A 21,142-nucleotide genomic window follows, 5' to 3' on the forward strand; every position below is an offset into this window, starting at 1 on the left:
CTTTGGAATTATTTAAAAAATGGCAAACTTATTAACCGACAGGGCTTTTTGGGTAAATTATTGGGAAAGTAAAAAAGGACTTGCGGTTCAGCTACCATCAAACTACTTATTTCATCGCCAGCTGGCTGATATTATTGAAAAAAATAAAGTGAAAACGGCAATTGAGTTGGGTGGGTTTCCCGGTTATTATGCTGTTTTTTTAAAGAAATATTTCAAACTCGATGTTACGCTGCTGGATTATTTCGTTCATCCGCCAGTAGTTAATGAGCTGCTGCAAAAGAACGATTTAACTGAAAAGGACATTTATATCATTGAAACGGATTTGTTTAATTACGAGCCAGAACAGCAATATGATTTGGTGCTTAGCTGCGGTTTAATTGAGCATTTTAATGATACCGCAGATATTATTAACCGCCATATTGCCTTCGTAAAACCTGGCGGAACTTTGTTTATCACCTTGCCTAATTTCAAAGCTGTAAATGGCTGGTTTCAAAAAAACTTCGATAAAGAGAACTACAACAAACACAATATTGACAGTATGAACCCGAAACTGCTTAAAGCCATATGTGAGAAAGCTGGTTTGAAAGACGTAAAAGCAGGCTATTTTGGTAAGTTTAGTGTTTGGTTGGAGAATGAATCTCAAAAATCGGCAGTTGTTCGCTTATTTAAAAAACTGGTTTGGCTTAGCGGTAAGGTTTTTACAAAAATTATTCCCTTCGAAAGCCAAAGTTTGTCACCTTATATTATATTAGAGGCGAAAAAAAATTAATGCTCTATGTCTATAAGTTGGGGGTACTCGCCCAAAGTTGAACAGTTTATTCCGCTGGCCGATTTCCCGGCTGATAAATATTTAATTATTGCTAAACAGGCCATCGAAAATCTCGGTTGGAACCTTAGTCATGTTTCAGAAACCGGTATAATTGCTTATACACCAATTTCATTTCAATCTTACAGCGAAGAAATTTCAATTCGAATTCATGGAAACTTTGCATTGGTAAAAAGTGAATGTGTTGGTATTCAGATGTGGTTTAATGATTATGGGAAAAACAGCCAGAATTTGGAAAAGTTTTTTCATGAGTTTGAGTACGTTCAGTTTCATTTAAAAGATATCTGGGAAGAGCGCTTAACAGAATTTCATGAATTCATTGCAACGCAGGATGATTCATATTTCGATAAAGCCCCACTGGCCACAAAAGATAAAATCAAAAATATTCTTTACCTTTTTTTTCCTCAAAAGGGCTATTTCTTAACGCCGATTTTGATAATTACTAATACAATTTATTGGCTTTTCACCAAGGTTGTCTCTGTTTTTTACTATCAATACTTTTATCGGCAGGCTTTAAAAACCAATTCTCCAGAAAGTTTGATTACGAAAATGGACGATTTAATTTTAAACTTTGGTGTCAATAACAGAAACCTGGTTTTAGATGGACAATACTGGCGTTTAATTACTCATCAATTTGTGCATAATTCGTTTGTACACCTCTTTTTCAATATGTATTCGCTGGTTTATATTGGTTTAATGATTGAAAATAAGCTTGGCTGGAAAAAATTTCTTTTCATTTATATTTTCAGCGGAGTTTGTGGTGGATTAACCAGTTTACTTTTTCATGAAAATGGCGTGATGATGGGTGCATCCGGCGCAATTATGGGCTTATTTGGTTCTTTTTTAGCTTTACTGGTAAATAAATCCTTTGAAAAAAATGCGGCTAAATCTTTGTTAATAAGTACTTCGATTGTAACAGCCATCATTTTATTTAATGGGTTTACTACGAAGCGTACCGATAATGCTGCACATATAGGTGGAATTGTTTCAGGATTTATCTTTTGCTATATTCTGGTTGCTGATTTATCGAAGGTGAGGTTTGAAAAACCAATATTCAGATACGGACTATCGTCAGTGCTTCTTCTTTTATACGCTATAGTTATTATTACCGCCACACCAAATTATCAAACAGATAAATATAGAAGATTAAAGTACGAATTTAGTAAGAACCTGATAAGCTACAATGCTGTTTTATACTTAAAAACTGCTCTGACAAAAGATGAGAAGCTTCACCAAATTGAAGAATTTGGGATTAAAGAAGGGCAAAAGAATATTAATGTTGCACAAAAAATGATGCCTTTAAAACTAAAGGAACTGGATGCTTATGATAGAAGAATAAAAACTGAAATTGCTGAAAGGTCTTTAAATGTTGCAAAACTTATCCGAAGAGATATTCAGGCAGATAGTTTAACAAGATACAGTAAACAGACAACCAAAGAAATTGAAAACCTGTTAATGTTAACCTATAAACTCAGAGATAGTCTGAATAATGCGCAATAACCTATTCTGTTTTCTTATAAATTCCTAGTTCACTTAAGGTAATACATACTGGGGATTTGGTAATATTCAATCTCAATTTAGAGGAGGTAACAGGTGTTTCCAATTTAATTAATCTTTTAGCGCCAATGCTCGTGCTATCATAGATTTTTTTCCAGCTGTTATTTTCAAAAACCTCAACGTTGTATTCCTCAATTCGTTGTCCCAATGGAATGTATTCCTGTAAACTTATAATGTCGAAAGTTTTAGCAGATTTTAAGTCGATTTCTAAGCTGGCGGTGTGTACTCTATCTGTTGTAGCCCAGTAGCTTTTCCTGTTCCTATCTAAAAGTTTTGCTACGCTATAGTTGTTGCCACGAGTGTTGCTAGCGGTAACATGCGCAGCTTGCGCTAAATTGTTTGCAAAAGTATGTTTAACCATATCGCCAAATGTTTTCAAGGCAGCAACATCGTCATCATGCAGTCGGCCACGGGTATCGGGCGCCAAGCCTAAATCCAGTCCTGCGCCACGACCAACACTTTTCAGGTATAAATCGAAAAGCATTTCAGGCGTTTTTGGTTTTTCAGTTGGGTGATAAAACCAACCTTTTCTTAATGGCACATCGCATTCAGCAGGCATCCAGAATTTACCGTTTCTGATGCCCATCGGACTTTGAGGGTAATTCGCCTGACCCGGAACAGCTACATTTTTACCCTCTGGTGGTAATGGTGTAAAAGTTTCCCAGCTGGTTTCTGCCGCATGGCCGTCTTCATTACCAACCCAGCGAATATCTAAACCGATATCACTAAAAATATTCGCCATTGGTTGCATTTTTCTGGTAATTGCCCAGGTGTTTTTCCAGTCGTAATAAGTTGTATTATCAATCGAGCGCTTTTCTTTTGCACCACCGTAATAACCATCGCCACCGTTGGCACCATCATGCCAGCTCATGAAAAGCGACCCATAGTTACTGTAAAGTTCTCTGAGCTGCGCCTGATAAATGGCTAAGTATTTGTCTGTTCCGTAACTGGCATTATTTCTATCCCATGGCGAGCAATAAACGCCAAAACTTAATCCGTTTTTTCTAACGGCCTGTTCTATTTCTTTTACTAAATCTCCTTTTCCATCTCTGAAAGGACTTTTAGTGATGTTGTATGTTGTAGTTTTAGTTGGCCAAAGGGCGAAACCATCGTGATGTTTAGCAACCAGGATAATGCCTTTTAAACCACCGGCTTTGGCGGCTTTTATAATTTGGCTGGCATTAAAATCTGTAGGATTAAATGTTTTCGGGTTGGCATCTCCGAATCCCCATTCTTTGTTTTCGAAAGTGGTTGGCGTAAAATGAATCAATCCATAAACTTCAATATCATGCCATGCAAGCTGCCTTTTCGAAGGAATAGCGCCGTAAGGTTTCGGAGCTGTTTGTGCCTGAACAGTGATGGTAATTGAAAGAAGTATTATGGTTAGCCATTTCATATTTAATAATTTGGAATCTGATTACAAGGATAATGAATTAAGTTTATTTATTAACTTTCTCGTTGATGAAGCGTTTAATTCTATCCCAGATATTTCCTTTACGATTTGCAAGAAAGTTTTTTATGATTTGATAAGCGTTGAAGTTTTCTTCGATAGCTGTTGGAAACTCAGTAATTGGTTTTGGATTGATGATAACATTATAAATATCGTTTATTCCCGAGTGAACACCTGTTCCGTCGTGCCCGATATTGTTAACTAAAGATTGCGACGGATTTAAAGTTAAGCCACCTTTTAAAAAAATTGAAGCATACCAGCGGATTGCCCAGCTATTGTTTTTGCCATTTTTAAATTCCTGCATCTGTTTCCAGAAGTTCATGGTATTATCGATGGCAAAAGCCGATTTCTTTTTGTTATCGAATTGATTTAACAAGATATCGATATCTGGCTCAAAGTTTTTCCAGGCTCTTCCCCAGGTTGCCCAGCCCCAGCTTGTTGCTGCCCTGTAAAAAAATGACTGCGGAAGATTTTCTGATTGCAAAGGGTACATGTAAGCACCAATATGCATTACTTTTTCTTCATCCTGATAACGGTTTAAACCATCGTTGAAATAAGTCAGCGTATGTGGTGAGGTAACCAAATCATCTTCAAAAACAATTACTTTTCCATAATCATTTATAAGTTGCGTTACCCCCGCTATAACTGAATTGGCGAGACCTGCATTTTCTTTACGCTCCATAACTTTAACTGATTTGAAGCCATCAACATTATTGATTATTGCCCTTACTTCAGCAACTTTATCTTCATCCTGTTGTGTTTTTGCTCCATCAGAAAAAATGTAAAGCCTGCTTTCTGCGGCGAGCTCATTTTGTTGCAAAAACTTTATGGTTCGCTTGGTGTGCTGCGGACGGTTGTAAACAAAAAGCGCTATTGGGGCAAGGTTTTGCATTTTTAGAAGGTTTTTACCATTTTTTCGCCAAGTCATGCTGAATTCATTTTAGCATTTCCTATTAATATCCTGAAATAAATTCAGGATGGCGACTTCTTGAGATTTAAATTTAAAATATATGCAGGTTTGAATCTGATTTTCGGGTTAAAACTGTATATGCATTAGCAAATTGCTCCTGTTTTTTTCTGCCAAGGAAATTGCCTAATGCTTTTTTAATCCGGTACTCCAGCTCAATTTTTAAATTTTTACTAAAAGTTTTCGGTGCTTTTTTATTGATAAATTCGTTGAATTTTACGGTCTCCGGAGCCGTCATAGAAACCTTATCTTCTAAAATCTCCAGCCCTTCACTTTGCAATAAAAACCTTAAAGATGTCGGCGTATACATATTGATATGACCATAATCTAAAAAGTGTTTCATCCGTTCATCAACACCAAAACGATAATCTTTTGGCACTTCAACAACAATATATTTTGCAACCCTTTTTAATTCGCGAAGCAAAATTCTTTCATGCTCTACATGCTCCAGAACGTGGGCAAGAATTACCAAATCAAATGCATCATCTTCATAAGGAATTTTATAGCCATCAAAAGTTTGTACTTCCTTTAAAAGGGTAAGTTTCCTGTCTTGAATAATATCAACGCCGCTCTGTGCAATTTCAAGGGCATACAATTCGGGGGCAAAATTCCAGTCGTTAAGGAAATGAAGAATACTCCCGTCGCCGGCACCAACTTCTAATACTTTTTTGGGTTTTATACTTTTGCAAACGTCAGCAATGTTTTGGGCTTTATACTTTGCACCAAGCATGCGCCAGGCAACGTCGCTATTGGTATAAAAGTTATCGTAGGCAGTTTTTACTTCTTCGCTAATCATTGAGTTTAAATCTGGAAATTAAATGCCCAAACAATTATCGGATTTGTAAAAAACCGAGGTTGCTTTTTCGTAAAATAAACCCGGTGAAATTCCACTGAAACTGATTTCTTTGAAACCCTGCGCTTTCAATAAAACCCTGGCGGGATTATAAACCTCGCGTTCACTATCATCCAAAACCAAAACACCATTTGCAGATAAAGCAGCTATGCTGTATTTACAGCAATTTACCCGGTCGCGCCCATCAACAATTATGATATCGAATTTTTTATTGAGTAAAGTTGCTTTCTTCGCATATTCGCCATCTCTTTCCAATTGGCAAAAAATCATTTCTGCATTTGCCGGACTGCTGTTTTTAACGTTATCAAACCAGCCCTTATCATGCTCAACCGAAGTAACAGTACCGGCTCTTTCCGCATAAAAAATAGTCGAACTGCCTGAACCATATTCAAAAATGTGCTGGGATTTGTTGATTCTTTCTTTAATAAAATCAATAAAGGAATACGTTACCCATGGAAGCGCTTTGCCTTTTCCGTCTACCGCCTGTTTCTTATCAAAAGCGGTGAACCAGCCAATGCTGTTTAAATAGCCCTTGTGGCCATATGATAATAATGCTTTAAGCCGGTGCGGCTTCGCAATTAATGTTGTTAATGCTTTTAGAGTACTCAACGTTTAAATATTTTTTGAAATGCGGTGACCAAAAATAATGATTTTAACATCATTATACCTTGTTGACGGGTTTTAGGGACTAATAAAATAAAAAAGGTGGCAGTAAAGTATGCAACAAGTGTAGCCAATGCAGCGCCCATTATTCCGTATTCTGGAATCCAGATTGTATTTAATACTATATTAACTAAAGCACCCATTCCGGTACGTAACATAGACAGTTTAGTATAGCCTTCAGCTATAAGATACTGACCGCTTGCGCTTCCTAAAAAAACAAATATCCCTGCCCAGACGTGAATAGACAAGATATGTGCACCATCCCAGAATTCTGGTTTATACACAATGTGATAAATAATCGGAGCGGCAAATGTCATGAAAATCGCAACGCTCAAGCTTATCCAAACCATTATATCATACATGTTTTGTAAGCGTTTCATGTAACGGTCCGAATCATCTCGCTTTGCATTCATTATCGCCGGGAAAACAGAAGTTACAATTGCCACAGGAATAAAATACCAGCTTTCACTTAATGAAACTACTGTAGAATAAATTCCTAAAGCTCCGGTTCCTAAATAGTTTTCTACCATTAATTGGTCTATTTTCATATAAATAGAAACCAATACTGCTGAAAACGCTAATGGCCAGGAGTGTTTTAATAAGTATTTGGCAAGTTTGGAATCAAATACCCATTTAAATACTGTATCTGCTTTTAATTGATAAAAATAAATGTACCCAACTGCCAGTATAATTGTATCTAAAAAGAGCGCAAAAACAAACCATCCTATACTCAAATGAAGGAATATAAATACCAGCTTAATAAGCGCTGACAGGATATTTCCAAAAACCTGAATACGCATCACGTATTTTGCCTGAACTTTTGATTGAAAATAACTATCTGTAATATAGAAGGCCTGACTTAGCCCTGTAAGACCTACAACTAATACATAAACAAGCGGTGTTTCAATAGGCTTATGCGCATTCCATAACGTATAAGCAATGAAAATTAATGGAATGATTATTAGTCCGCCGATTAATTTCAACCAAAATGCTGTTCCCAGTAACCTGTCTCTATTTTCCGGTGTTTTTAATAGCTCACGAGTCGTAAAGCCATCTAACCCCAGCGCTGCCGCTGCAACAAAAAAGGTTGTAAAAGCCGTTGGATAATTTAAAATGCCATTTAATGTTTTACCCAAATAATTGGTAATCGCGAAGCCAACAAGTATTTTAATAACCAAGCTGCCGACTCGAGCTAACATTAACCAACCCGTATTTTTTAAATACTTGTTAAATGCTTCCTCATCAAAACCTTTTATGGCGGGTAATTTCATTAACGCAAAGATGTAAAAAAATGTTTGTCGCTGAACAACCTATATCTAATCTATGAAGAAAACATTTATAAAGTATAAAGTGTTATTATTTTCAACTAATTATTAGCTTATGAAACGATTCAGAATTATTCCCTGCATTTTATCTTTTCTATTAATTTTTGCGGCCTGTAAAAAAGACAGCGATGCTGTTAAAGAACCTGAAATTTCCGAAACCTGGCAAGAGCATTGGTTTGAACACAATCAATTACTTAATAGTGTTTTTTCTAACGATGATTTAATCGTTTTTTACGATAAGGATGTAAATAAATCAATTACCTGGCCTAATGATTATTTAACGAAAGTTTGGCAGTATACCAAAACTGTTTACGGTGATTTTGGTCCGAATAAAAAATTATATGCAGTTTTCCATACCGGTAAGTATGGAGGAGGACACCCTTCAAATTATTTTGAAGCCAGTCATGATAATCGGAATGTAATTGATGTTGGCTTGACAGATCCTAAAGCATGGGAAGGTTTTACAGCGAATGAAAAAGATATTGTAACCCATGAAGTTGGCCACATTGTAGAATTTGCTTCCAAAGGAAAACACAATTCTCCAGCCTTTAAAATTTGGGCCGATAGTAAGTGGATGGAAATTTATCAGTACGATGTGTATAAAAATTTGGGTATGACAGGTGATGCAGAACGATGGTATAACAAGTGCATGGCTACTGTTGATAATTTTCCTAAAGCAAATACGCAATGGTTTAAAAACTGGTTTTATCCGATTTATGCCAATAATGGAGGAACAGCGACTTTAAACAAATTCTTCGTTTTGCTGTCTCAAAATTTTCCTTCTAATGGTACAGATTATTCAAGAGATATGAATTTTGGTGAATTCGTACATTTTTGGAGTGGGGCAGCAGGTGTAAATTTAAAAGCACAGGCAACAACTGCTTTTGGCTGGACAACAGAAATGGAAAGTCAATTTAATAAAGCCAGAACAGATTTCCCAAACGTGAAATATTAGGTTTAATTTATTGAAAATTATATACCGAAGCTTTTTTCAATGCGAAACAATTGCTTTAAATGATGTTTCAAGTGGATTTCTGTGAATCTTAACCACTGCTTTGCATTTAAATATCCCAACCTTGGATGTTTGGTTTTTGAATGTAAATTGGCGACTGATAATAGGGGATATACTTCATCCAGTGTTTTTTCAAATTCAAGAATGAAATCCATTGCTTCAGCTTTGCTGATTTTTTTTACCCTTTCTGCTAATCTTTTTGGAACTTTATATTTTTTGGCCGGGGGTAGTGAACCAAAAAATAATATCAGTTTTACGGAAAAATGAGTAGGTTGATCCTCCCCTTTACTCCTGGCTGCATTTTCAAGGGCAATTAATGAAAGTAAACTCGAATCAAAAATATGTGAATAAACTTCGCTATAACTCCAGCCATTAATGGGTGGCGTGATTTGGAAAATATCATCCGCATACGAAGAAAGTTTTGCTTTATAAGCGTTTACAATTTGATGTAGGGAAGTTTTAACTTTGCTCGTATTCATACATAAAGATAGTAGTTAAGCTTAAAATAAAGTCAATAATTCTTCCAGATGAATAATTTCCTTTTTAACATCTTCAGGTTTTTCTTTTTTCATCGGATTAAAGAAAATTGCTTCCATGCCGAAATTTAGCGCGCCGTAAACATCTGCTTCCAAGCTATCGCCAATCATTATGCTTTCCTCTTTTAAGCCTTTAGCTTTATCTAAGGCATACTTAAAAATCATGGGGTTTGGCTTATTTACACCGACATCTTCAGAAATAATAACGTTATCAAAGTATGGATTTAAGCCGGAAAGCTTCATTTTGGTTAGGGTAGTTTCTTTAAATCCGTTTGAGATAATATGAAGTGTATATTTTTCTTTTAGATAAGACAGAACATTTTCTGCCCCTTCAAATAAATTTGTTTTTGTTGGCGAAATACGAACATAATCATCTTCAAACTGATGAGGCACCGAATCAGGATGGATGCCCAGCTGGACAAATGTTTTGCTGAATCGTTCTGCCCTCAAAAAATCTTTAGTGATTTTGCCTAAGTGATAATCGGCCCAAAGCTGGTGATTGTTTTCAGTATAAGTTGCTATAAAATCAGCACAGGATTTTAGTCCCAATTCATTTAGGTTATAGGTATGATAAAGCTCGTTTAATGTTTCTTCTGCGTTTCTGTCAAAATCCCAGATGGTATGGTCAAGGTCGAAGAATATGTGTTTTTTATTTTGCAATTTGTTAAGTGTTTGAAGGGTAGAAGATTGTTCGATTGTTAATTGCTGAGTTGTTCAGTTTTAAGAAAACTAAAATGTTTTAAAGTTGGAAGGCTAAATCCTGGCAATCCTTAAATCCTAAAAATCCTGGTTACACTTTCTCCCCATAGGCTAAATCGCCGGCATCGCCTAAGCCCGGAACGATGTACGATTTGCTGGTCATTTCTTCATCAATAGCGCCTAACCAAAGTTTTGCTTTAGGCAAATTTGCCCTTACATGTGCAATACCTTCTGTACTTGCAATTGCGGCTACAATATGTAATTCGGCAATCTTATACCTGTTCATTAATTCTTTACAACACATAACCATACTTTGTCCGGTAGCCAGCATTGGATCAGCCATGATTAAAACGCGACCTTCTAAATCAGGCGTTGAAATATAGTCCATCTGAATAATGAAATTGCCATTCTTTTTAACCTTGCGGTAGGCTGAAATAAAACAGCACTCAGCCTTATCAAAAATATTTAATAAACCTTGTTGTAAAGGTAGGCCCGCACGCAATATCGTTGCTAAAACAGGTTGCGTTTCTAAGAAATCGCATTGTGAAATTCCAAGTGGTGTTACAACCTCCTGGGCTGTAAATTTTAATGTTTTACTAATTTCATAAGCAAAAAACTCACCCAATCGCTCCATATTTTTGCGGAAGCGCATGGCGTCTTTTTGAATTTTTTCATCACGCAGTTCGGCGATGAAGGTGTTAGCGATAGATTTTGTCTTGCTTAAATCGAATGTCATAATTTTTATTTAGCCTGCATATTTTAATATTTCGTCAAAAACCGCCTTCCATTTTTTAAATTTAACATTTTCTGATAAATTTTTCAGTTGCCAGCTGCTATAAAAATGCCCATCTACAAGTTTTACTGCATCAATAAAATCTTTAATGGTTTTTGTTGCATCGTTAACGTTCTGGTAATGAATTGCTGTATCGCTAATTGAATACGATTTAACATTAATTGGCGTTACTTTTTCGAGCTGTAAATCGTACCAGTTAAAAGGTGTACAGGTCCCGGCTCTGAAACCGACCTCGTCTGAATAACCCATTGAATAATCCGATGTAATGCCTGCAGAAAGCAAATGCAGGTAACAAGCCGGCAATTTCAAAAAGTCTAACTGCTGACTCCTTAAATTAATTGAACTGTTTTGCACTTTTCCAAGTTTTAATACCTCACGCTTTAAATTTCCTGATTTTTCTTTCTCAGGTAGGCATGGGCTTAACAAGCCAATTTGTTTTTCTTTTAAAAAGGAGGCGCTATTTTCGAAACTAAACCGGTTTTTATCATCTGTAGGAAAATTAATAAAGTAAACAGGCTGGCTTTTAATTTCCAGATAGCCTAAATCGGTAATCACCTCTTCAGGATTTATGCCAAGGCCGGTCAAATCATCAAAAACGCCGCTTAAAAATTTTTGTTTTTTGTTAAATATAGACGTAAAAATAAACTTGGTTTTAGGTAAAAATCCGGAAGGTATATCTGGTTTAAGCGTAAAGTTTATCGTTGGTTGATGCTGAAATGTCTTCTCGTGGAATTTAAATGAAGGATATTTTTTCTTTATCATATTCTTCAAAAGCAATGCCCATTCATCAATTATGGGTCTGTTCAAAACTTTCCATTTGTATTGCGTACTGTCCCTTGCTGTAAAGTTGGCGTCAGATTTCTCTTTGTGAAGGTATTCTTCATATCTGCTTAAAATAAAAAACGAGGCCGAAAATACGTCAAATGAAAGTGCGGATGCTTCGACGGGAAAAGGCACAAGGTAATCGCTGAAAGAAATTGTTTTTAATTTGAGTTCTTCAACTTTGTTGGAAAAGAGCAGCGGAGAACTTTTAAAAAACAGCTCATCAGCCAGGGGGTTATCGCTGTAACTAATTTTTACATGTTCGCTTTGCAGAAAATGGACGCTGTTTCCTGTAAACTCAACTTCAGCCTTTAAAATATCCTTAAAAATAAAATTAAAGATATACTTAATCCTTGGTGTAAGAAGTGGAGAAAAGACAATTATATGCATACTTTATTTAAACAATTGGAAACGTGTAAACTAAGAAACAAACAATTTATCCTGCTAATTATTGCCTTTTCATTAACGATAAAACAGGGGGAAGGGCGTTAATAAAATTAAACTATTTTAAATGGCCTTTTTTATATTTAATACAAAAATTACATTTAAAAGTTTGCGAGGAAACTTTTGTCAGGATATAAAATCTTGGTGCTTTTTCTGGTCGAACCTTTCACTACGTGAACAATACTCATCTGATCATCAAACATATCGTATAAAATTGTACTGCTTACTTCAACAGATTTTGGCGGTGTAATTTTTTCTGCTTCCAGATAGATATTCGTGGCTTCATGGTCAATTTCAAAACCAATGTAATTTAAAGCAGCAACCTTTCCGTTCGCTTTAATCTGGAGGTGAGATAACAAATATCTTTTAACCAGGGCATCCATCTGTGTTTTCATCGCCGGATTACCCAGATCGGTTTTCTGTTTATAAAGTTTTACCAGGATGGCTTCGAAATCGTCGCTAAATATTCTTGAACTGATTTCGAGCGTTTTTTCTTTAGCATTAATATTTACCTCAGTTGTACTTACGTGTAGTGGATGTTTCTTTTCCTTTGTAGCGCCGGTAAGAGCAAGGACCAGAAACAAGGTAACAAATTTGGTATTTAAGAAATGCATTTTAATGATTTTACCTTTTTTAAAATTAAAACTTTAATTTTAAGGATTCAAAAATACTAAAGCTTCGTTCATAAAGCGAATTTATTATAATGCCAATACAAGATTTTATCTTTTATTTCAAATTAGGCTGGGAACATATTATAAGTGTTGATGCGCTAGACCATCAATTATTTATTTTAGCGCTTATTGCCATTTACAGCTACAGAAATTTAAAACAGGTTTTAATCCTGGTAACGGCTTTTACAATCGGGCATTCGTTAACGTTGTTTTTAAGTGTAACTGACGTAATTCGTTTCGAAAGCAAATGGGTTGAATTTTTAATTCCTTGTACAATTGTTTTTACAGCGGTAAGTAACTTGTTCAGGAAAAATTTTGCTTTAAAATCGGTTAGAATAAATTACTATCTGGCTTTAATTTTTGGATTAATTCACGGTATGGGCTTTGCAAATTCGATACGGATTATGTTAGCCAAAGACCAGAACATCGGCAGGGGCCTTTTTGGATTTAACATTGGCTTAGAAGCGGGGCAAATTTTTATGGTTATCCTGATTTTAGCCATTACATTTATCGTTTTCAATTATAGTAAAATTAAACGCCCGAGTTGGGTGTTATTTGTATCAGCAGCCGTATTTAGCCTGGCTTTAAAAATGGCTTTAGAAAGAATTCCATTTTAACAGAACATAAACAATGAATAAACGATTTACGCTTACCGGCATAATGATTTTTACCGGCATTTTAGCAATGGCGCAAAACATTCAAAACAATCCCGGTAGTAACCATGGAAACAAGTTTGAGCAATTAGGAACCATTTTACCTACGCCAAACGAACAGCGTACAGCCAGCGGTGCACCCGGTGTAAAATACTGGCAGCAGCGTGCAGATTATAACATTAAGTGTACGCTTGATGAGAAAAACCTGCTTTTAACAGGAAGTGAAATGGTTACTTATACCAATAACTCGCCGGACCCTTTAACCTACATCTGGTTACAGCTGGATGAGAATGAGCACAGCACAGATAAAAGTTCAAACTATCAGGATGCAACGAAAATGCCTGCAATGGGTACAACGCAAAGCATCGATAAATTAAGCTCAACCGCAAATAATGGTTTTGGTATTAATGTTTTAAAACTAACTGATGCTGCAGGTAAGAAATTAAGCTATACGGTTAATAAAACCATGATGAGAATTGATTTGCCGGTAGCTTTAAAAACAGGGCAAAAATATATTTTCAACATCGATTGGAATTATAAAATCACCGATAGAATGTCGGTTGGCGGACGTGGAGGTTACGAATTTTTCCCGGCTGACGGAAACTACCTGTTCACAATGACGCAGTGGTACCCGCGTTTATGCGTTTACAGCGATTTCCAGGGCTGGCAAAACCACCAGTTCACCGGTAGAGGTGAATTCGCTTTAACCTTTGGCGATTTCAGAGTCCAAATGACGGTTCCGGCAGATCACTTAGTTGGTTCAACAGGCGAATGTATTAACTATAGTGCAGTTTTAAATCCAGCTCAATTAAGCAGATATAATTCAGCGAAAACAGCAACTGCTCCTGTTGAAATACAAACTTTAGCTGAAGCTAAAACGGCTGAAGGCAAAAAGGCAACAGGAACCAAAACCTGGGTTTTTCAGGCCAATAATGTTCGCGATTTCGCCTGGACGGCTTCCCGTAAATTTATCTGGGATGCAATGCCGCAGAAAATTGCCGCCAATAACAACACGGTAATGTGTATGAGTTTTTATGGTAAGGAAGCTTACAATTTGTATAGCAAATTTTCTACCCGTGCAGTTGCACATACCATTAAAACATATTCTGATTTTACAATTCCTTACCCTTACCCGGTTGCGCAAAGTATCGAGGCTGCAAACGGAATGGAATACCCGATGATTTGTTTCAATTATGGCCGTACAGATGCGGATGGAACTTACAGCGAAAGCACTAAAAACGGTATGCTCGGCGTAATTATCCATGAAGTTGGACATAACTTTTTCCCGATGATTGTAAACAGCGATGAGCGCCAGTGGACCTGGATGGATGAAGGCTTAAACTCTTTTGTGGAGTATTTAACTGAAGAACTTTGGGATAATACCTTTCCAAGTAAAAAGGGCCCTGCTTATACCATTGTTGATTATATGAAGTTACCTAAAGATGAGTTGGAACCGATTATGACTAACTCTGAAAACATTGCACGTTTCGGTCCGAATGCGTATTCAAAACCTGCAACCGGGTTAAATATTCTACGTGAAACCATTATGGGCAGAGCGCTTTTTGATTATGCTTTCAAAGAATATTCAAGAAGATGGGCTTTCAAACACCCTCAACCGGCAGATCTTTTTCGTACCATGGAAGATGCAAGCGGTGAAGATTTAGATTGGTTTTGGAGAGGCTGGTTCTACGGAACTGAACCTTGCGATATTTCGCTAGATACCGTAAAAGTTGCTAAGGCAGATTTCCCGACAACTATTCCTGAAGCCAGGGCACGAATGGTTAAGGTTGATAAACCTGCAGTAAATGCCTTTCAGGATATTTCTAAAATCAGAAACCGTGAAGACAAAAAGATTAGTTTTTATGCGGATAAAAATCCGGCGGCCCAGGATTTCTATTATAAATATGACAGGGGTTTGGTTTCGGTTGATACCGCAACAGCTGTTAAAACTCAGGGTATAATGCCTTTTGAAGCAGTAGCATCAGGCGACCAAACGAAATATGAAAATAAATTCTTTTACGAATTAGATTTTAGCAATAAAGGTGGCCTGGTAATGCCGATTATCGTTGAATTTACCTATAAGGATGGTACAAAAGAAATAGACAGGATTCCGGCACAAATCTGGAGGCATAATGAATTGAAAACCTCGAAATTCTATGTAAAAGATAAAGAAGTAGAGTCTATTTTAATTGACCCTTTAAGAGAAACTGCTGATATTGATACCTCAAACAATACCTGGGGTGGAAAGGCTAAAGAAAGCAAGTTTAAGGTTTTCAAGGCAAAAGCGGCTTCATCTGTTCGTGGTCAATCGGTTGGTGTTAACCCAATGCAAAAAGCTGCGGGTAAATAATTCAGTTTTCAATTGGCGGTGAACAATTAAAATAAAGGCCTTGCTAAAATTAGTGAGGCCTTTATTGTTGAATTTCAGGCAAAATATTTATTAGAAAATGTTTCAGGCTGGTTATTGTAATCTCGTTTGATGATGCATAGGTTTCACTATTCGGTGTGATAATATATTTGTATTTAGGTTCTAAATCCTGTGTGCAATTTATAAAACCTTTCGAAACTGTAGGTGCATTTGATAACTTGATTTCAATACAAGCCAGTGGTGTTATTCCTTGTACCAAAACTAAATCGCATTCTGCTCCGGTTTGGGTGCGGTAGAAAAAAAGTTCGGTTTGTTTCGTTTTAAGTTGATAAATCTGCTCAATTACGTAGCCTTCCCAGGATGCGCCTATAGCCGGATGGCCAAATAAATCGTTATAAGCTGAGATATTTAACAATCGATGTAAGATTCCGGTATCGCGAATGTAGATTTTTGGCGATTTTATAAGGCGTTTTTTTGCATTAACAAACCAGGGTTGTAACCTTCTGATTAAATAACCGCCTTCTAAAAAGTCTAAGTATCTGTTAACAGTTGGTGCACTTACGCCAAGCGATCTTGCAAAGGATTCTGCATTAAATAAATTTCCATTTGTATGGGCAAGCATACTCCAAAAGTTTCTTAATAATGTTGCAGCTAAATCTACTCCAAACATTTTCGCTAAATCTCTTTCTACATAACTCACAATAAAATCATCGATCCATTCTTTACTCAAATCATCATTTTCTGATAAAAGTGATTCGGGAAACCCGCCCCGAAACCAGTGCTGTTCATAGGTTATGGTATCAGGAAGCTCTGTTAATCCGATAGGACTTAGTTCGTTATATGAAATCCTGCCCGCTAATGTTTCAGAAACTCCTTTAACTAATTCAGGCGATGCAGAGCCTAAGAGTATAAATCTTGCAGGTGTTCGTTTTGCATCTATAAGTGGGCGTAACAATGAAAATAATTCGGGAAGCAATTGTACCTCATCAATAATTACCGTTTGATTTTGCAGGTTTTCCAAAAAAGTATAAGCATCTTGTAACTTGGCAATATCTCTGGGATTTTCCATATCCAGATAGATATAATCATTTTCAAGTTGTTTTGCCAAAGTCGTTTTGCCTACTTGCCTGGGTCCTAAAATGGCTACGGCCGGCGATCTTTTTAGTCGTTCTTTTAATTGCTTCCCTAATTTTCTAATGATGATCATAGACAAATATAATAATTAACCTAGTAAATCAAAAATTCAACTTCTGATTTACTAGCTTGATATTCGTTTAAATCAAAACAGAACAATATTGATTGTTGTCTATTTCTCGCTAATCTTTCGTAAAAATATTGAGAAAATAAAAAAATGCGGTGAATAATTAGATTGCTTTTGCCATATTGCTCATCTGTTGTTCCCAAATAATCCCTATTGGAGATAACATTCTTTACTTTCTCCTGTTTAGTATTTATAGCCTAAACCGTATATTTGGTAACCGATGAAATTTAAAATTACTTCAGCATATAAACCAACAGGCGATCAGCCAAGTGCAATAAAACAACTTGTAGATGGTGTAAATGCAAATGAACATTATCAAACCTTATTAGGTGTTACGGGGTCTGGAAAAACATTTACAGTCGCAAATGTTATCGAGCAGACGCAAAAGCCGACGCTCATCTTAAGCCATAACAAGACATTGGCGGCACAGTTATATGGCGAATTCAAAAACTTCTTTCCCGAGAATTCGGTTAATTATTTCGTTTCGTACTATGATTATTACCAGCCAGAAGCATTTATTGCTTCAAGCAATACTTATATTGAAAAAGATTTAAGCATTAACGAAGAAATTGAGAAACTTCGTTTACGCACCACGTCCTCGTTAATGAGCGGACGACGGGATATCATTGTGGTTTCGTCGATTTCCTGTATTTATGGTATGGGAAACCCTGAAGATTTTTCGAGGATGGTTTTCCGCTTTGGGGTGGGACTAAGGATTTCGAGGAATGCTTTTCTGCACAGCCTGGTCGAGATTTTATATTCAAGGACAACCACAGAATTTAAACGCGGAACATTCCGGGTTAAGGGGGATACAGTAGATATTTACCCGGCATATTTGGATCATGCCTACCGGATTTCTTTCTTTGGCGATGACATTGAGGAACTTTCTGCAATTGACCCGGTTTCAGGTAAAACGCTTGAAAAGCTTGAAGATATGGCGATTTACCCGGCCAATCTTTTCGTTACGCCGAAAGATAGATTTAACCAGTCCATCTGGGGAATTCAGGAAGAACTGGAGATTCGCAAGAATCAACTCATTGCAGACAGGCATTTGCTGGAAGCAAAGCGCCTTGAAGAAAGAACAAACTTTGATATCGAAATGATGAAGGAATTGGGGTATTGTTCAGGTATTGAAAATTATTCCCGGTTCTTTGACGGCCGTTCGCCAGGTATGCGCCCTTTCTGTTTACTGGATTATTTTCCGGATGACTATTTAATGGTTATCGATGAAAGCCACGTTACGGTTCCCCAGATCAGGGCAATGTATGGTGGTGACAGATCGCGTAAATTATCCTTGGTTGAATATGGTTTCCGCTTACCTGCAGCTTTAGATAACCGCCCTTTAAATTTTACGGAGTTTGAAGCACTGGCGCCGCAAACGATTTATGTGAGTGCAACACCGGCAGAATATGAACTGGAAAAATCAGAAGGTGTTGTTGTGGAGCAGGTGATTCGGCCTACGGGATTATTAGATCCGGTTATCGAAATCAGGCCTGCAATTAATCAGGTAGATGATTTGTTAGATGAAATCGATATTACGATAAAGCAAGGCGGACGAATTCTGGTGACCACTTTAACCAAACGCATGGCCGAAGAATTAACTAAATATCTGGATAGGTTAAACATCAAAACCCGGTACATCCACTCTGAAATTAAAACCTTAGAGCGCGTTGAAATATTAAGAGGCTTACGCTTAGGTGAATTCGATGTTTTAGTTGGTATTAACTTATTGCGTGAAGGGCTGGATTTACCGGAAGTAACTTTAGTCGCTATTTTAGATGCCGATAAAGAAGGTTTCCTGCGTTCAGAAAAATCGTTGATTCAAACTATTGGACGTGCAGCAAGGAATGATAAAGGGCGGGTAATTATGTATGCTGATGGCATTACCGATAGTATGGAGAAAACAATTTCTGAAACCAATCGCCGCCGCGATATACAGATTGCCTATAACCTCGAACATGGTATAACACCGTTAACCGTGGGTAAATCCCGCGAAGCGATTTTAGAACAAACTTCAGTACTCGATTTTTCTCAAAAGGCAAGCGATAATAAAGCCAGGGCTTATGTAGAGAATGCGGAAATCAGCATTGCAGCAGATCCGATTGTACAATATATGGGTAAGGGCGAACTGCAAAAAGCAATTGATAATACCCGGAAAGACATGCAGAAAGCGGCTAAAGACATGGATTTCTTACAGGCAGCTAAACTACGTGATGAAATGTTTGCGCTGGAAAAAATGTTTAACGAGAAATTTGGAAAACAATAATAAACGAAGGTGGATTTATCGGATATGGAAACAGCCCTTCCATAAATCTTAAAAAAATAAATATGAAACCTCTGAAAGTCTTTTTCTATTTCATCGCAATCTTAATTGCAAAAAATGTTTCCGCTCAAAGCATTTCCTTACCGCTTGCAGGCAACGCATATAGTTCCCGACATGCAGATAATGGAAAAACCATCACAAATAAAGGCCTTGTAAACTGGAATGACCCAAAAGAATATTTCACAGCTTACATCAGGATTTCTAAACCGAGTTCCCTGATTATTTCTATTGATGAAAAACCTGTATTGGAAGGGCAAGCGACTTTAGAATTTTCAATAAATAAACAATCGAAAAAAGTTACTTTTAATGAGGATAAAGCTTTCAACAGTACAATTGGCGAATGGCAGATTAAGGATACCGGCTACGTTTCGATTCAAATAAAAGCCATTAGCAAGACTAAGAACTATTTTCCTTCGATTAACAGTTTAAACATTTCCGGTTCTGTTTTAGAAGGTAAAACCGCTTATGTCAAAAACAATGATGGTAACTTTTTCCATTGGGGCAGAAGAGGCCCATCCGTACATTTAAATTACCAGCAGCCTGAAAATGTAAATGCAGAATGGTTTTATAATGAAGTGACCGTTCCCGCTGGCGAAGATTTATTAGGCTCTTATTTTATGGCCAATGGTTTTGGCGAAGGGTATTTCGGAATGCAGGTAAACGGACCGAATGAAAGGCATATTCTTTTTTCAGTTTGGAGCCCGTTTAATACGGATGATCCGAAAAGCATTCCTGAATCACATAAAATTAAAATGCTTAAGAAAGGTGAAAAGGTACACACAGGGGAATTTGGGAATGAAGGTTCGGGCGGGCAGAGTTATTTAAATTTTCCCTGGAAAGCGGGAAATACTTATAAATTTTTATTGCATGGTACGCCTTCATCAGATAGCACAACAACTTACACAGCTTACTTTTTCGCACCTGAGTTAGGTAAATGGCAACTTATCGCGAGTTTTAAACGCCCTCAAACGCAAACCTATCTAAAAAGATTTCATTCTTTTTTAGAGAATTTTATTCCGGAGCAGGGTGATAGAACAAGAAGTGTTTCTTTTAATAATCAATGGATTTGTGATGATAAGGGGAACTGGAAGGAATTGAACTCGGCCAGGTTTACAACTGATAATACCGGGAACAAAGGCTACAGAATGGATTTTTCAGGAGGTGAAAGAAATAATGCGTTCTACCTGAAGAATTGCGGATTCTTTAATCATTATACCAATCCAAAAACTATTTTTGTAAGAAAACTGACGGGCAATAAACCAGAAATAGATTTTACTAAATTGCCTTAAAATAAATATGGACGGACAAAACAGGAAAGATATTTATCCGGGGTTAGAAGTTGGGATAATCCTAAAAAAAGATCAGCGAAGTGGAAATGTTACTTACGGAATTGTTAAAGACTTATTAACTTCGTCTTCATTTCTATCCAGAGGAATAAAGGTAAGGCTGGATGACGGACAAATCGGAAGGGTTTGTGAAATCGTTGAAGATTAATAATTTGTAATCAAATTGCAATTAATCCGTTAAAAAGTAACAAAATAAATTTCACTACGTCTATATTTGTAACAAATAGTAAAAGAATGCCATTAATTAAATTCATTTTTATAGCCATTTTGGTACTTTGGGTAATCAGAATATTGATTCGTCTTTTGCTGCCAATGCTTTTCAATAATCTTGCAAGCAAAATGCAGCAGCAAGCAAGCGGACAACCTCAACAACCTAAGAGAAAACCTGAAGGTTCTATTTCCATCGATTACATGCCGCCAAAACCTGATCAGGGCAAAACGGATAAACTCGGTGATTTTGTAGATTACGAAGAAGTTAAATAATTTAAGGTCCTGAATTTAATTCAGGACTTTTTTGTTAAAGGGCGTTGTTGTGAGGAGAATTTCAAAAGTCGTCATTCTCGCGTATGCGGG

At 36.7% G+C, this 21,142-nt stretch carries 20 protein-coding genes; 9 read left to right on the top strand and 11 right to left on the bottom strand.

Annotation, left to right across the window (positions count from 1 at the left end):
• Positions 1–19: 19 nt before the first annotated feature.
• Complete coding sequence (locus O0931_RS13365) at positions 20–769, top strand: class I SAM-dependent methyltransferase (RefSeq protein WP_269416075.1); 750 nt, start codon at positions 20–22, stop codon at positions 767–769.
• 6 nt (positions 770–775) lie between these two features.
• Positions 776–2,326: a rhomboid family intramembrane serine protease gene (locus tag O0931_RS13370; protein WP_269416076.1), complete on the top strand. Its 1,551-nt coding sequence runs from the start codon at positions 776–778 to the stop codon at positions 2,324–2,326.
• A 1-nt stretch (position 2,327) separates the two neighbouring features.
• Here O0931_RS13370 and O0931_RS13375 read toward each other — a convergent pair whose 3' ends face one another.
• The 5 genes from O0931_RS13375 to O0931_RS13395 form a co-directional block, all read right to left on the bottom strand.
• Positions 2,328–3,779, bottom strand: a complete 1,452-nt coding sequence (locus tag O0931_RS13375; protein WP_269416077.1) for an alpha-L-fucosidase — start codon at positions 3,777–3,779, stop codon at positions 2,328–2,330.
• 43 nt (positions 3,780–3,822) lie between these two features.
• Entirely contained in the window at positions 3,823–4,725 is a 903-nt protein-coding gene (locus O0931_RS13380; protein ID WP_269416271.1) for a glycosyltransferase family protein, read from the bottom strand.
• A 109-nt stretch (positions 4,726–4,834) separates the two neighbouring features.
• Positions 4,835–5,596, bottom strand: a complete 762-nt coding sequence (locus O0931_RS13385) for a class I SAM-dependent methyltransferase (RefSeq protein WP_269416078.1) — start codon at positions 5,594–5,596, stop codon at positions 4,835–4,837.
• Between the two features lie 18 nt (positions 5,597–5,614).
• On the bottom strand, positions 5,615–6,262 hold the full coding sequence (locus O0931_RS13390; RefSeq protein WP_269416079.1) for a class I SAM-dependent methyltransferase: 648 nt from the start codon (positions 6,260–6,262) through the stop codon (positions 5,615–5,617).
• Positions 6,259–7,587 (bottom strand): flippase, encoded by a 1,329-nt coding sequence (locus O0931_RS13395; protein ID WP_269416080.1) that lies wholly within the window; start codon positions 7,585–7,587, stop codon positions 6,259–6,261. The genes O0931_RS13390 and O0931_RS13395 overlap by 4 nt, the downstream gene beginning before the upstream one ends.
• A 109-nt stretch (positions 7,588–7,696) precedes the next feature.
• On the opposite strand from O0931_RS13395, the gene O0931_RS13400 reads away from it, so the two are divergent.
• Positions 7,697–8,596, top strand: a complete 900-nt coding sequence (locus O0931_RS13400; protein ID WP_269416081.1) for a hypothetical protein — start codon at positions 7,697–7,699, stop codon at positions 8,594–8,596.
• A gap of 17 nt (positions 8,597–8,613) precedes the next feature.
• On the opposite strand, the gene O0931_RS13405 is transcribed toward O0931_RS13400, so the two are convergent.
• From O0931_RS13405 to O0931_RS13425, 5 genes are all read right to left on the bottom strand, one after another.
• Complete coding sequence (locus O0931_RS13405; protein ID WP_269416082.1) at positions 8,614–9,132, bottom strand: DinB family protein; 519 nt, start codon at positions 9,130–9,132, stop codon at positions 8,614–8,616.
• 21 nt (positions 9,133–9,153) lie between these two features.
• Complete coding sequence (locus tag O0931_RS13410) at positions 9,154–9,849, bottom strand: YjjG family noncanonical pyrimidine nucleotidase (protein ID WP_269416083.1); 696 nt, start codon at positions 9,847–9,849, stop codon at positions 9,154–9,156.
• Positions 9,850–9,979: 130 nt separating this feature from the next.
• Entirely contained in the window at positions 9,980–10,624 is a 645-nt protein-coding gene (upp, locus tag O0931_RS13415) for a uracil phosphoribosyltransferase (protein ID WP_269416084.1), read from the bottom strand.
• Positions 10,625–10,633: 9 nt separating this feature from the next.
• A complete protein-coding gene (locus O0931_RS13420; protein ID WP_269416085.1) occupies positions 10,634–11,893 on the bottom strand; it encodes a DUF7033 domain-containing protein in 1,260 nt (419 codons plus the stop codon).
• Between the two features lie 155 nt (positions 11,894–12,048).
• The gene (locus tag O0931_RS13425) at positions 12,049–12,561 is read right to left on the bottom strand and encodes a DUF6702 family protein (RefSeq protein WP_269416086.1); all 513 of its coding nucleotides are present in this window, start codon (positions 12,559–12,561) and stop codon (positions 12,049–12,051) included.
• Positions 12,562–12,650: 89 nt separating this feature from the next.
• On the opposite strand from O0931_RS13425, the gene O0931_RS13430 reads away from it, so the two are divergent.
• Both O0931_RS13430 and O0931_RS13435 read left to right on the top strand, forming a co-directional pair.
• Positions 12,651–13,235, top strand: coding sequence for a HupE/UreJ family protein (locus tag O0931_RS13430; RefSeq protein ID WP_269416087.1), 585 nt, complete (start codon positions 12,651–12,653; stop codon positions 13,233–13,235).
• A gap of 13 nt (positions 13,236–13,248) precedes the next feature.
• Positions 13,249–15,621, top strand: coding sequence for a M1 family metallopeptidase (locus tag O0931_RS13435; RefSeq protein ID WP_269416088.1), 2,373 nt, complete (start codon positions 13,249–13,251; stop codon positions 15,619–15,621).
• A gap of 61 nt (positions 15,622–15,682) precedes the next feature.
• Here O0931_RS13435 and O0931_RS13440 read toward each other — a convergent pair whose 3' ends face one another.
• The gene (locus O0931_RS13440; RefSeq protein WP_269416089.1) at positions 15,683–16,846 is read right to left on the bottom strand and encodes an ATP-binding protein; all 1,164 of its coding nucleotides are present in this window, start codon (positions 16,844–16,846) and stop codon (positions 15,683–15,685) included.
• A 274-nt stretch (positions 16,847–17,120) separates the two neighbouring features.
• On the opposite strand from O0931_RS13440, the gene uvrB reads away from it, so the two are divergent.
• The 4 genes from uvrB to O0931_RS13460 all read left to right on the top strand — a co-directional run bounded on the left by uvrB (position 17,121) and on the right by O0931_RS13460 (position 21,052).
• Positions 17,121–19,166 (top strand): excinuclease ABC subunit UvrB, encoded by a 2,046-nt coding sequence (gene uvrB, locus O0931_RS13445; protein ID WP_269416090.1) that lies wholly within the window; start codon positions 17,121–17,123, stop codon positions 19,164–19,166.
• A 62-nt stretch (positions 19,167–19,228) separates the two neighbouring features.
• Complete coding sequence (locus O0931_RS13450) at positions 19,229–20,512, top strand: DUF3472 domain-containing protein (RefSeq protein ID WP_269416091.1); 1,284 nt, start codon at positions 19,229–19,231, stop codon at positions 20,510–20,512.
• 7 nt (positions 20,513–20,519) lie between these two features.
• A complete protein-coding gene (locus tag O0931_RS13455; protein WP_269416092.1) occupies positions 20,520–20,717 on the top strand; it encodes a YwbE family protein in 198 nt (65 codons plus the stop codon).
• Positions 20,718–20,803: 86 nt separating this feature from the next.
• Positions 20,804–21,052: a DUF4834 family protein gene (locus O0931_RS13460; RefSeq protein ID WP_269416093.1), complete on the top strand. Its 249-nt coding sequence runs from the start codon at positions 20,804–20,806 to the stop codon at positions 21,050–21,052.
• Positions 21,053–21,142: the final 90 nt, after the last annotated feature.

The sequence above is a fragment of the Pedobacter rhodius genome (genome assembly GCF_027213645.1).
Classification (GTDB): Bacteria; Bacteroidota; Bacteroidia; order Sphingobacteriales; family Sphingobacteriaceae; genus Pedobacter; species Pedobacter rhodius.